The sequence below is a fragment of the Burkholderia latens genome (assembly GCF_902499045.1).
Taxonomy (GTDB): Bacteria; Pseudomonadota; Gammaproteobacteria; order Burkholderiales; family Burkholderiaceae; genus Burkholderia; species Burkholderia latens.
In genome coordinates, this window is sequence record NZ_CABVPL010000047.1 from 1 (window position 1) to 13,891 (window position 13,891).

Sequence of the window (13,891 nt, forward strand, 5' to 3'; positions counted from 1 at the left end):
GAGCTGGAGGATTTCCTGTCGGACGGCGCGGCCGAGGAAACGCTCGACGCGGTGATCGACTGGGGGCGGTACGGCGAGATCTTCTCGTACAACGATCAGACCGAAATCTTCAGCCTCGAAGACGTCGAGTCCTGATCGATGCGCCGGGCCGCGCGGCCCGGCACCCGCGTCCGCATGCGCGCCGCCCGTCGTCGGGCGCCGCGCATCGCGCCATTGCCGTTACTGCAGATTGCCCCAACGGTCGACGGCCGGTTCCGCCGACGCCCACTTCCAATGCGCGCCTTGCTGGCACGCGTTCGCGAAATACCAGTCGGCCTTGTCCCCGTCCTTCACCGAGAACGCGAATTCCTTGCACAGCGCGAGCGCCGTCGAATACGCGCGCGTGACGCGCACTTCGCCTTCGCCGTTTTCGAGCGGCAGCGTGTTCTTCACCTTCCACGGCTTCACTTCGCCGACGGCGAGGCTGCCGGCCGCCTTTGCGATCGCATCCTGCTGGTTCTGATGAAGCTGCTTCATCGTGCGGTTGACGGCCTCGTCGGTCGCTGCCTGCACGGCGATGCCGACGCCGACGCCGACGGCCGGGTTCGCGGTCACGAGGCCCGTCGCCGCGCCGGCGAGCGCGCCGCTTGCCGCGCCGACCGAGCCGCAGCCCGACAGCGCCGCGCTGGCCGCGCACAGCGCGCCGAGCGCCGCGAGACGGATCGCGCCGCTCATTGCAGCGCGCCCCAGCGCTCGGTCGCGGGTTCCGCCGATGCCCATTTCCATACGGGGCCGTCCCGGCAGATCGTCGCGACGTAGAACGCCGATTGCGCGGGCTTGTCGGCCTTCGCGGGCGTGTCGACCGCGAACACGATTTCCTTGCAGTCGAGCGGGCCGATGCTGATCATCCGGCTGACGGTCACGCGGCCCTGTTCGTCGTCCTCGATCGGGAACGAATGGTGCGTCGACCACGATGCGACGCCGCCGACGTCGAGCGGGCCGGCCGCCTTCGCGATCTGCTCCTGCGTGTAGCGGTGCGCGACGCGCTGCGTGTACTGGACGCCCGCACGCGCGCCGGCCACGGCACCGAGCCCGATGCCCGTCGCGACAGCCGCGTTGTTGGTGACTTTGGAAGCGATCGCGGCGCCCGCGATACCGGCGCCGGCCGTTGCCCCTTCGCTGTACAGCGAGTTGCAGCCGGACAGCAGCGCGGCCGTGGCGAGCGCGGCCAGCGCGATGCGCGCCGGCATGGCCCGGCGCGGCGGTTCGAAACGAATGTTCATCCCTGAGTGCAAGTCCTGTCTGGGTGAGCGGCGATGCGTGCGCGCGCCCTTGCCGCGTCATTGTTTCGCAATCGTCGGAGGAAAATTGCAAAGCTTTGACAAATTGGCGGCGGGCAACCCGCGCTCGTACGCGCGGCGTCATTGTCGGACAGATGGCTGGGCAGGGGTCGAAACGTTACAAATTGAAGGTAATTGTTACCTTGGAATGCGATCGAGCGCCCTAAACTCAATTGTTAAGGAATGTTTCAACGACGGCTCCGAGCCGCGCTGCATATGAGACACCCAGCCATGCGCCGTTCGAAACGGTTCTCTCAACGGCCGCCCGATGCGGGCGCCGAGCGCCCGCGTCCGCTGACCGACGCGCCGGGCGCACCGCCTGCCGGCACGCCCGACGAGACGCCGACCGACGGCGATCACAACCAGGGCGGCGCACGCCCCGAAGGGCTCGACTATCAGCGCGACCTCGGCCAGGAGCAGGACGCCTGAGCCCGTCGCCGCAGCATTCCGCTGCCGCATTTCATTGCGCTCTTTGTTGCATCGCTCACATCTGAATCGCCGTGCGGCCGTCGTCGCACCGCCGCGCCGCCCTGGCGCGCGCCGCGCGCCAGCCAATCGAATCGAGGAGGGAAAGCCGCATGAGCAGATTGATCGTGGTATCGAATCGTGTCGCCGCCGGCGAGGACACGCGCCCGAGCGCCGGGGGCCTCGCGGTCGGCGTGATGGACGCGCTGAAGGACACCGGCGGCGTGTGGTTCGGCTGGAACGGCGAGATCGTCGGCACGCCCGACGCCGCCCCCGCGATCCAGCGGGACGGCAACGTCACGTACGCGACGGTCGGGCTGACCCGGCGCGACTACGACCAGTACTACCGCGGTTTTTCGAACGCGACGCTGTGGCCGGTGTTCCACTACCGCGGCGATCTCGCGCGCTTCGACCGGCAGGAGTACGCGGGCTATCTGCGCGTGAACGCGATGCTCGCGAAGCAGCTTGCCGCGCTGCTGCGGCCCGATGACCTGATCTGGGTTCACGACTATCACCTGCTGCCGTTCGCGCATTGCCTGCGCGAGCTTGGCGTGAAGAACCCGATCGGCTTCTTCCTGCACATTCCGTTTCCGTCGCCTGACGTGCTGCGCCTCGTGCCGCCGCACGAGGAACTCGTGAAATTCATGTGCGCGTACGACGTCGCGGGCTTCCAGACCGACGCCGACAAACAGGCGTTCACCGACTACATCGAGCGGCGCGGCATCGGCGCGGCGAGCGACGACGGGATGTTGCATGCGCACGGCCGCGTCGTGAAGGTCGGCGCCTATCCGATCGGCGTGCATCCGGACGCGATCGCCGAGGCGGCCGTCCAGTACGGTTCGCGCAAGCCGGTGAAGATGCTGCGCGACGCGCTCGACGGCCGCAAGCTGGTGATGAGCGTCGACCGGCTCGACTATTCGAAGGGGCTCGTCGAACGCTTCCAGTCGTTCGAGCGGATGCTCGCGAATGCGCCGGGCTGGCAGGGCCGCGTATCTCTCGTGCAGATCGCGCCACCGACGCGCTCGGACGTGCAGACCTACCAGCGGATTCGCGAAACGCTCGAACGCGAGGCCGGCCGCATCAACGGGCGCTTCTCGCAGCTCGACTGGACGCCGATCCAGTACCTGAACCGCAAGTACGAGCGCAACCTGCTGATGGCGTTCTTCCGGATGTCGCAGGTCGGCTACGTGACGCCGTTGCGCGACGGGATGAACCTCGTCGCGAAGGAGTACGTCGCGTCGCAGGACCCGGCCGATCCGGGCGTGCTCGTGCTGTCGGAATTCGCGGGCGCGGCGGCCGAGCTGAGCGGCGCGCTGCTCGTCAATCCGTACGATCTGTCGCAGATGGCCGACGCGCTCGAGCGCGCGCTGTCGATGCCGCTCGCGGAGCGGCAGGCGCGGCATCGGGACAACCTCGCGCAGCTGCGCAAGAACGACCTGTCGGTCTGGCGCGATACGTTCGTTGCCGACCTGCGCAGCGTCGCGGCGGCCGCGTCGGTCACGCAGCGCGCGGGCCGGCGGGCCGCGCATGTCTGAGCGCGTGGAGGAGGGCGGCGGCGCGCACGACGCGTCCGCGCGCTTCTTCATCGTCACGGGCGGCCCCGGCTCGGGCAAGAGCACGCTGCTCGACGCGCTCGAGCGCGGCGGTTTCGCGCGTTCGCACGAGGCCGGGCGCGGCGTGATCCGCGATCAGATGGTGATCGACGGCCCGGCGCTGCCGTGGCGCGATCGCGCTGCGTTCGCCGAGCTGATGCTGAACTGGGAAATGCGCTCGTACCATCTCGCGCGCGGCGCGCGCGGGCCCGTGTTCTTCGATCGCGGCGTGCCGGACGTAATCGGCTATCTTCGGCTGACGGGCCTGCCGGTGCCCGCGCATGCGGAAGCCGCGGCGCGGCGCTTCCGCTATCACCGGCGCGTGTTCATCGCGCCGCCGTGGCCCGAGATCTATGCGCAGGACACCGAGCGCCGGCAGGATTTCGCGGAAGCCGTGCGCACATACGAAGCGATGGTCGACTGCTATACGGCGTACGGGTATCGGCTGATCGAGCTGCCGCGTGCCAGCGTGAAGGCGCGCGTGCGCTTCGTGACGGAAGCGCTCGACGGCGCGTGACGTGTGAACGCGTGAGCGCTGCGATGGCGGCGCGCGGCGGCATTACGTGGCCGCATCAGGCCGCGGGGAGGCGATCCGCAGCATGCTGACCACCGCGGCGACCGCCGCGAACGCCGTGGCGACATAGAGCGCGATCGTCGGACCGCGGTCGGGCGCGAGCCCGAAAATCAGCGCGACGAGCGCCGCACCAAGCGTCTGGCCGGTCAGCCGCGCGGTGCTCAGCATCCCGCCCGCGCCGCCGCTGCGCTCGCGCGGCGCCGACGACAGCATCGCGCGGTTGTTCGGCGACTGGAACAGCCCGAAGCCCGCACCGCACAGCGCCATGCGCCACACGATGTCGGCGGTGCCCGGATGCGCGCCGATCGTCGCGAGCGACAGCAGCCCGGCCGCGAACAGCGCGAGCCCGATCCCGCCGAGGATGCCGGCCGAGTAGCGGTCCGACAGCACGCCGGCGAGCGGCGCGGCGAACACGATCACGAGCGGCCACGGCGTCATGTACAGGCCGGTTTCGACCTGCGAGAAGCCGAGCGAATGCTGCAGCCAGAACGGCAGCGCGACGAACGCGAGCATCTGCGACGTGAATGACGCGACCGACGTGCCGATCGACAGCGCGAACATCGGGATGCGCATCAGGTCGACCGGCAGCAGCGGAGCTGGCTGCGACAGCTGCCGCTTCACGAAGAAATAGCCGACGCCGAACGCGACGGCCAGCTCGGCCGCGACATACGCGTGGCGCTCGCCGTGACCGAGCCCGTCGACGGCCATGATCAGCAGCCCGAACACGCACGCGTTCATCAGCGCGCTCGGGAAGTCGTACGGCGCGTCGTGCAGCGGATTGGCCGGCAGCGCCCGCACGCTGCCGAGCACCGCCGCGATGCCGATCGGCACGTTCACCGCGAACAGCCACGGCCACGACGCGAACGACAGGATCGCCGATGCGACGGTCGGACCGATCGCAGACGACAGCGCGACGACCATCGCGTTGATCGACAGCCCGCGGCCGAGCATCGATGACGGGTAGATCATCCGCACCAGCGCCGCGTTCACACTCATGATGCCGGCCGCGCCGAACCCCTGGATCACGCGCATCACGGCGAGCGTCGGCAGCGAGCCCGAGAGCGCGCAGCCGAGCGATGCCGCGGTGAAGAGCGCGAGCCCGCCGATGTAGATGCGGCGATAGCCGATGCGCTCGCCGAGCGATGCGAGCGGCAGCAGCGTGATCGTGACCGCGAGCTGGTACGCGTTGACGATCCAGATCGACGCGGCGTCGGATGCATGCAGATCGCGCGCGATCGTCGGCAGCGCGACGTTCGCGATTGCGCCGTCGAGCACGGCGAGCGTGATGCCCAGGGCGACGCAGACGATCGCCCAGTAGCGTTGCGGAAGCGGCAGGCCGGTATCGGCGTTCATGGCGGGAGCGAAAGCGTGGTTGTCCGCGCGCCCGCGTGGCCGTTGCATGCGCAACCATGCTCGCGGGTGGAAGCGGCGATGAATGACCCGGCCGATATCGCGGCGCCGGCGCGGGGCCGGTCGAGTGTATCACCGGCCCGCATCGCGCGACGCCGGCGCAATCGGCCGCGGGCCGGCACGCGTGTTCAGCCTTCGAAGTCGAGGCCGCCGAGCCGCACGAGCGGGTCGGCCTGCGTGCGCGACGCGAGATCGATGTCGCGCGCACCTTGCCATGCGTTGAGCTTTCTCGGCAGCGCGCTCAGGTAGTGCTCGAAACGCGCGGGCCCGTCCGGCTCCATCAGCCGTTCGATTTCGTCGGTGTCCCAGGTCAGCTCGAGGTTCAGCGGATGCGCGAAGCCGCTCACGTGTTCGTGCGGCGCGCTGCGGACCTGCACGCGCGTCGGCTGCCCGTGCCCGCCGTACGGGACGACGTCGGCGTGGACGTGCTCGGCGAAGAAGGCGGCGATCGCCTGCGCGATGCGCGGCGCGAATTCGGTATCGAAACGGCGGGCGGTTTCGGGCTGCATGACGGCGTCTCCTGTGTGCCGAAAATCGTAGCACGGCCGTGCCGCGTTCCGGTGTGCGCGATACGCGTAATGGCGCGTTACCACTTGCTGCATCTATTACGGCCGCGCGCAGCCACAATGCATCGCATCCAGTACCACTTCGCGTGGGAGTCCATCATGAAGAAGATCGCCGCAGTATGTGTCCTCGCCGCTTCGCTCGCGGTGGCCGGCCCGGCGTCCGCGCATGGCCGCGACGGGGGCGCCGTCATCGGCGCGCTGATCGGCGGCGCGGTGCTCGGCGCGATCGTGACGTCGGCAATGAATCCGCCCGTCGCCTACCAGGCGCCCGTGTATCAGGCACCGGCGTATCAGCCGCCGACGTACTACCAGGCGCCGGCCTACCAGCAGCCCGCTTATCCGAGCTATCAACAGGCCCAGTATCAGGACGACGGCCCGAACTATTGCTACGACCGTTACCAGCGCGCGTACGTGTGCGGCGCGCCGGTGTCGGGCGGCTATGCGCAACCGGCTGGCTGGTAAGCGGGCGAGCAGCCGCCTGCGAGCCGGGCGGCCGGTGTCGAGCGAAGCATTCCCGTCCTGCGGTGCGGGAAGACAAAAGCGAAGGCCCTCGCATGATGCGAGGGCCTTCGTCATTTCGCGATTTTTTTCGCGCGCCGAACGCCGCTCGTACAAGCCCGCCGTCGGATACAAACGGTTGCAATTGCGGCGGTGAAATCAGTGGCGATGACCGCCACCGCCGTTACCGCGCCCGCCGCCGCCTTCGTTCCAGTCGCCGCGGCGGCCGCCGCCGCGACCCCAGCCGCCGTGATCGCCGCGGTCGCGATCCCAGCGGCGGTAGTCGCGGTGGCCGCGATCCCAGTCGCGCCCGCCGCCGCCGCCCCAGATGTTGACCGTGCCATAGACCGGCGCCGCACCGTAGGCGGGCCCGTACGCGTAGCCGGGATCGGAATAGTAGGGCTGTCCGTAGCCGTATCCGGCGTCCGGACCGACGACGCACCCGGCCAGCAGCGTGGCGACGCCGGCAGCGGCAATGAGCTTCAGCATGATGATCTCCAATGGTTGCTCTATAAGTACCGCGCACGGGCTTTGCCGGCTGTTTGCAATTGTGTCGCCAAATTACAGCGCCGTAAGGCTTTGCGACGAAAGTGTTAGCATCCGGAGCCTCATTTGTTTATCAGGAGCACATCGATGACATTCGCGATCCGGGCCGCGCTGGCCGCCTTCTGCGTGACGAGCGCCGCCGCCTGCGCGGCCGCGCCCGCCTCGGCGCCCGCCGTGCCGGCCGAGTCGATCAAGATGTTTCCGGCACCCGCGGCCGGCCAGCAGCGCGCGGTGATCGCGTTGCCCGCGCTCGAGAACGAAGGCGACGCGCGTGTCGAACTGATGATCGGCAAGACGCTGCAGACCGACTGCAACCAGCAGTGGTTCGGCGGCGAGCTCACCGCCGAGGATGTGAAGGGCTGGGGCTATACGTACTACCGGCTGACGGACGTGAAGGGGCCGGCGTCGACGCTGATGGCGTGCCCGGGCCAGGCGCCGCAGCAGCGCTTCGTGCAGGTGCGCGGCGATGGTCAGCTGCTGCGCTACAACAGCCGCCTGCCGCTCGTCGTGTACGTGCCGGACGGCTTCGACGTGCGCTATCGCGTGTGGCATGCGTCGAAGGACGTGCAGCACGCGGCGAAGCAGTAACGCAGTAACGCACACGCGCGGGCGTGCGCGGCACTCGCCGCTCCATGGCCGCGCGTGCGCTTCGCGGGCTTCGTTCCGGAGCCTGCCGTTATCCGCCGCTCGCGCACGCGAGCACGGGCCATGCGGCCAGCGCGGCTCGCGCGGCCGCTTCCGGATCGCAACGGCTTGCGCGGCCGTATACGCCGCGATGCCTTTTCTACAATCCCGTTTTCCAATCTGCCGTCACAAGCCGAACGGATACAGCTCCACCGGGCGCTCGGTCGCGACCGTCGACAGCGGGCTGATCGCGTGCGTTTCGTCGAACCACACATAGCCGTCGAATTGCTCAGGGAGCGTCGCTTCCGCATAGTGGCTGTGGCGTTCCGTGTCGGGGCGATAGATCACGCCGATGAAGCGTTCCAATCGCGGCTCGCGCAACCGCTCGGCGAGCGCACGGTTGGCGTCGGCCGTCAGGTCCGCGAAGCAGCGGGGCTGGCCGGCGCGGTGAAACGCGCGTTCGTAGCTGTCGTCGCGCGATGGCCGAACACGCATGATCTCCAGCGGAGCGCCCCAGTCCGTCGCCGCCGCGACCGTTCCTTCGTGCGTGCCGAAACCGATCAGCGCGACGTCGTTGCCGAAGCGTTCGCGGCAAAGCTGCCCGACGTTCAACTCGCTGCCGACGATGCCCATTTCCGTCGCCGCCGCGTTGCCGATATGCGAGTTGTGCGCCCACACGACGGCGCGGCTGTTGCGGCCCTTTGCCGCGAGCAGGTTCTCCAGCGTTTCGAACATATGCGTATCGCGCAGGTTCCAGCTGTGCGCCGCGCTGCGGTACATCGTCCGGTAATAGCGCTCCGCCGACGCAATGAGCCGCGCATTCTGCGTCGCGTCGAACAGCAGGTCGTCGCCGTCGGCGCGCGCGATGCGCTCGCGCAGCAGGTCCTGCAACTGCGCGATCACGGCATCCTCGCAATCCGAAAAGCCGGCCGACATCGCCGCGCGGCCGTAGACGAACGGATCCTTCTGCCACGGCGTGAGGCAGCCGTAGCGCTCGCGCGCGACACGCGCGGCGTCTGGGTCCGTGCGATCGAGATAGTCGAGCACCGCATCGACCGACGCGGACAGACTGTACATGTCGAGCCCGTGGAACCCGCAGCGCGCGGCCTCCGGCACCGTGCTGTTGTGCGCGCGCAGCCACTGCACGAACGTCGCGAACTCCTCGTTGCGCCACATCCATGTCGGGAAGCGCTGGAACGGCGTCGCCGAGTCGCGCCGCTCGTCAGGCGCGAGCGTCGCGTAGCGGTGCACGATCGCCGCATCCGGCCAGTCCGCCTCGACCGCGACGATGTTGAAGCCGTGACGCTCGACGAGCCGCTTCGTGATCGCCGCGCGCGCACGATAGAACTCGGACGTGCCGTGGCTGCATTCGCCGAGCAGCACGATGCGCTTGGCCGCGAGGTGATCGAACGCGGCCGCGAAGGCCGGATCGTCGGGGTCGGGTAAGGGTTGCACGCTGCGCGCGATCAGATCGTCGAGCGACGTGCCGGAGGTTGCGGCGGAAGCGGGGGCGGGTACCGGTGTTGCCGTGTCGTCGTCGGGCGCGGACCAGCCGGCGTCGCCGATCAGCGGCACGAAGCGGACGCCGCCGAGATCCTCCTGTTCGAACTGTGCCGGCCCGGTGCGCGTGATCCGTACCAGGCGCTGCCGGTCGCGCTGCGCGCCGATCGGCATCACGATGCGCCCGCCGATCGCCAGTTGTTCGCGCCACGCTGGCGGGACGGCCGGCCCGCCCGCCGCTGCGATGATTGCGTCGAACGGCGCATGGGCCGGCCAGCCGAGCGTGCCGTCGGCGTGATGCACATCCACGTTGCGGTAGCCGTGTTCCGCGAGCGTGCGCCGTGCGGTGGTCGCGAGCGACGCGCGGCGCTCGATGCTGTCGACGTGCGCGACGAGGCGCGCGGCGACCGCCGCCGCGTAGCCGGAGCCGGTGCCGACGTCCAGCACGCGATCGTTCGGCGACAGCCGCGCCGCGTCCAGCATCTGCGCGACGATGATCGGCTGCGAGATCGTTTGTCCGTCGGCGAGCGGCAGCGGTGTGTCGCTGTACGCGAATTCCGCGAGATCCGCAGGCACGAACAGGTGGCGCGGCACCGTGCGCATCGCATCGAGCACGCGCGGATCGCGCACGCCGCGCGACGCGATCTGCCGCTCCACCATTTGCTGTCGTGCGTCTTCAAATGGGTCCATGGTCGATTACCTGTGTGCGTGTGTTCGCTCGCGCAGCATCGCGCGTGCCGCGCCGCGGGAGGGAACGCGGAATGCGTGCGGCTTCGGGACGGCGGCGCGTGGGCGCGCCGTTACGTGGAAAGTCCAAGCGGAGGGACAGATACATGAAACTGCAAGGCATTCGCGCGCTCGTCACGGGCGCGGACTCCGGAATCGGTCAGGCGATCGCGACGCTGTTCGCTCAAGAAGGCGCGGACGTCGCGATCGTCTATCACACGGACCACGACGGCGCGCAGGAAACCGTGCGGCGTATCGAGGCGCTGGGGAGGCGCGCATGCGCGATTCAGGGTGACGTATCCGATCCGCAATCGGTTGCCGCATTTTTCCGCGATGCGACGAGCGCGCTCGGCGGTCTCGAAGTGCTCGTCAACGATGCGGGTGTCGGTGCGCCCGGCGTGGCAGTTGCCGATCTGGAGGACGCGCAGATCGATACCGTGTTGCGGACCGATTTGCTCGGGCCGCTCTATTGTTGTCGCGCGTTCGTCCGGCAGCGTCGCGCGGCCGGCGGGGGCGGGCGCATCGTCAACATCTCGTCGGTCGCGCAACATCTGCCGACGCCGGAAAGCGCGCCGTACGGGATGGCGAAGGCCGGGCTTGGCTCGCTTGCTCGAAGCCTGTCGCGTGAGGTCGCAGAGGATCGCATCAACGTGAACAACATCGCGCCGGGGCTCATCGATACGCCGATGACGCGGGAGCGCCTGAACGATCCGCAGGCGCGGGAGAAGTCGATGTCCGTAATTCCGTGGCATCGGCCGGGGCAGCCGGAGGAAATCGCGCGTGTGGCGCTGTTTCTCGCATCCGATGATGGCGACTACGTGACCGGGCAGACGTGGACCATCGACGGTGGGCTGACGATGCAATGGGGCGGCGCGTGAGCGGGGGCTCACGTGTCGCGCGCGGGTCTCGTCAGGCGGGCAGGTCGCCGCCGCTGCGCGGCGGCTCGACGTCCTTCGGGTTGTCGAGGTGGCCGGGCGGCGGTTCGTATGGGCCTTTGTCGGGCTCGGGCTTCTGCGGAATCATCGTGTCGTCCATACTGCCGTGACCTTTCTGCCGGACGTTGCCTTTGCGGTCGATGGTCACTTCGTCGGTGGTTTCTTGCGGCTTCTTGTTGGCCGGGTCGGCTTGGTCGGCCGGGGTTGGGCGTGTCATCGGTTAGCTCCGTCGGGATGTTGGCTTGGGGTGGCCGGCGTTTGCCGTCGGCGCCGGGCGATCGGGACACGGCGCGGGACGTGCGGGACCGACCTTGAGACGGTATGAGCATCTGGCGTTCCCTGTTGGAACAGGAGGCGCGTCGTGGCGCGGGTGACTTCGCTTTGCCGCTATGTAATGCGGGCGCACGACATTCGATCAAACGCGTGGACGGCCAAGCCGGCGCGAAGCGGGTTGTCGCGGGGGATGATCGAATTTGCAGGGAGGGGGAAGCGGAGAGGGGGCGTCGAGACGCTTGACTGGTCCCCGACAGAATTCATATCTCTAGGCAGCACATGCAATTTAGCTGGGCATAGTGCATAGATACCAACAAAAATACCAACACGTATCTCGGCGTAGGGGTGATCGCCGATAGCAGGCGGTACAAGCGACGGTTGCCATGCCGCCGAGCGCAAAAATCTTTGGAGATTTGGAGACAAGCATTCATTTCGGCTTGTCAGCCTTGTCTGGCAAGGAGATCCCTATCTCCAAACGTATCTCCAGAACACTGATTTTCTTGGAGATAACTTTGGAGACAGACGCCTAACAGACGCGTTCATACGGCTGCTCGCGAACTTTCGTCCCGTCTGGGGCGTTCCGCGCAAAAGAACTCCCCGGCCGCCAGTCTCCCGCGCGGCGATAGCGATCGAGCGTGATGACTGGTCGGAGCGGGGTCGCCACTGTCTCAAGCTAGAATATCGAGACAAGACGAACGACCAGCACGGGGTGGGGGCAATGCAGAGCTTTTGCGATTACTACGGTATCGATCCTGATGCATTCGAGGCTTCAGGCGCGCTTGATCCTGTATTCGGAGTCGATACTCGGCTTTTTATCGACCCATGTCTGCTCAAGCACACGGATACCGAAGAGCTAGCTAGCAGCTACGACCGGGTGTCCCAGCATTTTGCGGACGTTCTGAAGGTTGTCTCGAATATTGGTGTCGAAGGTGACGTTTTCTGGCGTACTGCTGATCAGAGGCTTACGTTTCCGGAAGTGCACGGGTTGTGTATTGGATATGCCACCAACGGGAAAACAGGGAGCGGGATGGGGCCGGGGCTTCGAAAACCCCTGCTTCAAACGGTAAAGAAGATCATCGATGCGGGTGTGAAAGACCCCGCGTTATTCGAGTTGGTCGGCGCGTTCGAGGATAATATTGGGCCAGATAGAATTAGTGATATGGTTGCCCGTATTATCCTTGAGGATCTAGTTAAATTTACGCAGCGGGTATGTAGTGATTTTGGAATTCCAATGGAGCCGTTGGTGGTTTCCAAAGGATTGCCGAAAGAGGATATGCCGCTGAATCCGGTTACGGGGAACGCCGTTATCTTGGTTCCTCGGGATATATTGCGTGATCTTCCGATCGCGGAAACGTATGGCGATATTTCAAGAATCGCTTACGAAAATAAGCTCCTCAGAGATGAATTAAATGCGATTATTGGCGATTCGTGGCGGAAAGCGACGATCTCTGATCAAAAAGAGGTTCTGCGAAACTCGTTCATCAAGCACCCGGATATTCTACTGGATGTCCTTAGCGCATATCACAAGGCCGGTCGGAGCCTGTACGATTTCAAGGATGACCCAGCCGGCGAAACTCGATGGTATCGAGCTTCTAAGGAATTCTCGGCGGCATATCCGCTGGAGCTGACGCTTGAGGCTCCTGCCGATACCGAGCGCGTTTTTGCAGTGGTGAAGAAGATCTGTCAGCATTTTCGTGAGTTGATTGAGGATAATCAGCTTTGCAAGCTTCTTTATAATAAGGGTGGAACTCGAAAGCATGAGTCGGCTGCTCAATTGATATTTTTCGGGATCGCGTCCGCGTATTGTCGTGCGAACGGTCTTGAGTTGTCGCCCGAGAGCGACGGCGGTCGTGGGCCAGTGGATTTTAAGCTAAGCAGCGGTTTTGATGGGCGAGTTTTGGTCGAGGTGAAACTTTCTAGTAATTCTCAGCTGTTTCATGGTTTCGAGAAGCAGTTGCCGATATACCAAAAGGCAGAGCGGGCAACGAAGGGGGTGTATTTGGTCATCGATAACGGAGGGGCCTCCGAGGATCGAATGGCTGCATTCCGTAATCTCGTGCTGTCTGCGGGAAAGGACGCGCCGGAAGTGATTATTGTTGACGGCGTTCCGAGGCCCTCTGCCAGCAAAGCCGATAAATGATCAGCGATTGCTCAATAAACGTTGGTAGCGGGGTGAGGGTATTTTATGATGCGGCGAAAAGTAACTTTGATACGTCACTGCTCTACGCCGCATCCCGTACGCGCATAATCGTCTGACGGCTTGTCCCATACCGTTTAGCAAGCCCGGCCACGGACGCACCTTCGCCGAGTAAGTGACGTACTTCGTTTTGCTGTTGCTTCGTTAGCGCAGCTGGTCGGCCCATAGATTTCCCTTCCGCTCTTGCCCGTGCGATGCCGGATTGGGTGCGTTCAATCAACAGGTCGCGTTCAAATTCAGCGACGGCATTCAATACCTGCATCGTCATCCGGCCGGCAGCGCTGGTCAGGTCGACTCCCCCGAGCGCGAGGCAGTGAATCCGAATGCCCCGCTCTGCCAGCGCCTCGACGGTCGCACGCACATCCATCGCGTTGCGGCCAAGGCGATCGAGTTTCGTCACGATCAGAACGTCGCCTTCCTCCATCTTGAGTAGCAGCTCGGCAAACCCCGGACGCTGGTGCGCGCTTACGCTTCCAGAAATGCTCTCCGTAACGACGCGGCGCTTATCGACCGAAAAGCCGGCCGCCTCGATCTCGCGGAGTTGGTTGGCTGCGGTCTGATCAGTCGTGCTTACACGGGCGTAGGCGAAAGTTCGGGACATGCTGCTCTCGATGTGTACGAAATTGATGTCCGAATCATAACCCATGTCCGAAAACAGCGAAACCT

The 13,891-nt window shown here is 65.9% G+C and carries 16 protein-coding genes; 8 read left to right on the plus strand and 8 right to left on the minus strand.

Features of this window, described 5'->3' with window-relative positions; translation table 11 throughout:
* Nucleotides 1-135 (plus strand): AAA-associated domain-containing protein (locus BSE24067_RS25115; RefSeq protein ID WP_174904896.1); only part of this gene is annotated, 135 nt, incomplete at its 5' end.
* An 84-nt stretch (nt 136-219) separates the two neighbouring features.
* On the opposite strand, the gene BSE24067_RS25120 is transcribed toward BSE24067_RS25115, so the two are convergent.
* Both BSE24067_RS25120 and BSE24067_RS25125 read right to left on the minus strand, forming a co-directional pair.
* Nucleotides 220-714, minus strand: coding sequence for a hypothetical protein (locus BSE24067_RS25120; protein ID WP_174904897.1), 495 nt, complete (start codon nt 712-714; stop codon nt 220-222).
* A complete protein-coding gene (locus tag BSE24067_RS25125; protein WP_151064713.1) occupies nt 711-1,262 on the minus strand; it encodes a hypothetical protein in 552 nt (183 codons plus the stop codon). The genes BSE24067_RS25120 and BSE24067_RS25125 overlap by 4 nt, the downstream gene beginning before the upstream one ends.
* A gap of 288 nt (nt 1,263-1,550) precedes the next feature.
* Here BSE24067_RS25125 and BSE24067_RS25130 point away from each other — a divergent pair, with 288 nt between their 5' ends.
* From BSE24067_RS25130 to BSE24067_RS25140, 3 genes are all read left to right on the plus strand, one after another.
* Complete coding sequence (locus BSE24067_RS25130) at nt 1,551-1,748, plus strand: hypothetical protein (RefSeq protein WP_151064712.1); 198 nt, start codon at nt 1,551-1,553, stop codon at nt 1,746-1,748.
* 149 nt (nt 1,749-1,897) lie between these two features.
* Nucleotides 1,898-3,319, plus strand: a complete 1,422-nt coding sequence (gene otsA / locus BSE24067_RS25135) for an alpha,alpha-trehalose-phosphate synthase (UDP-forming) (protein WP_151064711.1) — start codon at nt 1,898-1,900, stop codon at nt 3,317-3,319.
* Nucleotides 3,312-3,893: an AAA family ATPase gene (locus tag BSE24067_RS25140; RefSeq protein ID WP_151064710.1), complete on the plus strand. Its 582-nt coding sequence runs from the start codon at nt 3,312-3,314 to the stop codon at nt 3,891-3,893. The genes otsA and BSE24067_RS25140 overlap by 8 nt, the downstream gene beginning before the upstream one ends.
* Before the next feature lie 42 nt (nt 3,894-3,935).
* Here the strand turns inward: BSE24067_RS25140 and BSE24067_RS25145 are convergent, their stop codons facing one another.
* A complete protein-coding gene (locus BSE24067_RS25145; RefSeq protein WP_170297469.1) occupies nt 3,936-5,303 on the minus strand; it encodes an MFS transporter in 1,368 nt (455 codons plus the stop codon).
* A gap of 185 nt (nt 5,304-5,488) precedes the next feature.
* Nucleotides 5,489-5,869 carry a DUF5594 family protein gene (locus BSE24067_RS25150; protein ID WP_151064708.1) on the minus strand — a complete coding sequence of 127 codons (381 nt, stop codon included), beginning with the start codon at nt 5,867-5,869 and terminating at the stop codon, nt 5,489-5,491.
* A 117-nt stretch (nt 5,870-5,986) separates the two neighbouring features.
* On the opposite strand from BSE24067_RS25150, the gene BSE24067_RS25155 reads away from it, so the two are divergent.
* Nucleotides 5,987-6,388 (plus strand): hypothetical protein, encoded by a 402-nt coding sequence (locus tag BSE24067_RS25155; RefSeq protein ID WP_151064707.1) that lies wholly within the window; start codon nt 5,987-5,989, stop codon nt 6,386-6,388.
* Nucleotides 6,389-6,583: 195 nt separating this feature from the next.
* Here the strand turns inward: BSE24067_RS25155 and BSE24067_RS25160 are convergent, their stop codons facing one another.
* Complete coding sequence (locus BSE24067_RS25160) at nt 6,584-6,913, minus strand: hypothetical protein (protein ID WP_151064706.1); 330 nt, start codon at nt 6,911-6,913, stop codon at nt 6,584-6,586.
* 144 nt (nt 6,914-7,057) lie between these two features.
* Here BSE24067_RS25160 and eco point away from each other — a divergent pair, with 144 nt between their 5' ends.
* Nucleotides 7,058-7,558, plus strand: a complete 501-nt coding sequence (gene eco / locus BSE24067_RS25165; RefSeq protein ID WP_151064705.1) for a serine protease inhibitor ecotin — start codon at nt 7,058-7,060, stop codon at nt 7,556-7,558.
* Between the two features lie 222 nt (nt 7,559-7,780).
* Here eco and BSE24067_RS25170 read toward each other — a convergent pair whose 3' ends face one another.
* Nucleotides 7,781-9,784, minus strand: a complete 2,004-nt coding sequence (locus tag BSE24067_RS25170) for a protein-L-isoaspartate(D-aspartate) O-methyltransferase (protein WP_151064704.1) — start codon at nt 9,782-9,784, stop codon at nt 7,781-7,783.
* A 143-nt stretch (nt 9,785-9,927) separates the two neighbouring features.
* On the opposite strand from BSE24067_RS25170, the gene BSE24067_RS25175 reads away from it, so the two are divergent.
* Nucleotides 9,928-10,698 (plus strand): SDR family NAD(P)-dependent oxidoreductase, encoded by a 771-nt coding sequence (locus BSE24067_RS25175; protein WP_151064703.1) that lies wholly within the window; start codon nt 9,928-9,930, stop codon nt 10,696-10,698.
* 31 nt (nt 10,699-10,729) lie between these two features.
* Here BSE24067_RS25175 and BSE24067_RS25180 read toward each other — a convergent pair whose 3' ends face one another.
* Complete coding sequence (locus tag BSE24067_RS25180; protein WP_151064702.1) at nt 10,730-10,972, minus strand: hypothetical protein; 243 nt, start codon at nt 10,970-10,972, stop codon at nt 10,730-10,732.
* A gap of 774 nt (nt 10,973-11,746) precedes the next feature.
* On the opposite strand from BSE24067_RS25180, the gene BSE24067_RS25185 reads away from it, so the two are divergent.
* Nucleotides 11,747-13,168: a hypothetical protein gene (locus BSE24067_RS25185; RefSeq protein ID WP_151064701.1), complete on the plus strand. Its 1,422-nt coding sequence runs from the start codon at nt 11,747-11,749 to the stop codon at nt 13,166-13,168.
* An 82-nt stretch (nt 13,169-13,250) separates the two neighbouring features.
* Here the strand turns inward: BSE24067_RS25185 and BSE24067_RS25190 are convergent, their stop codons facing one another.
* Nucleotides 13,251-13,826, minus strand: coding sequence for a recombinase family protein (locus tag BSE24067_RS25190; RefSeq protein ID WP_036053041.1), 576 nt, complete (start codon nt 13,824-13,826; stop codon nt 13,251-13,253).
* Nucleotides 13,827-13,891: the final 65 nt, after the last annotated feature.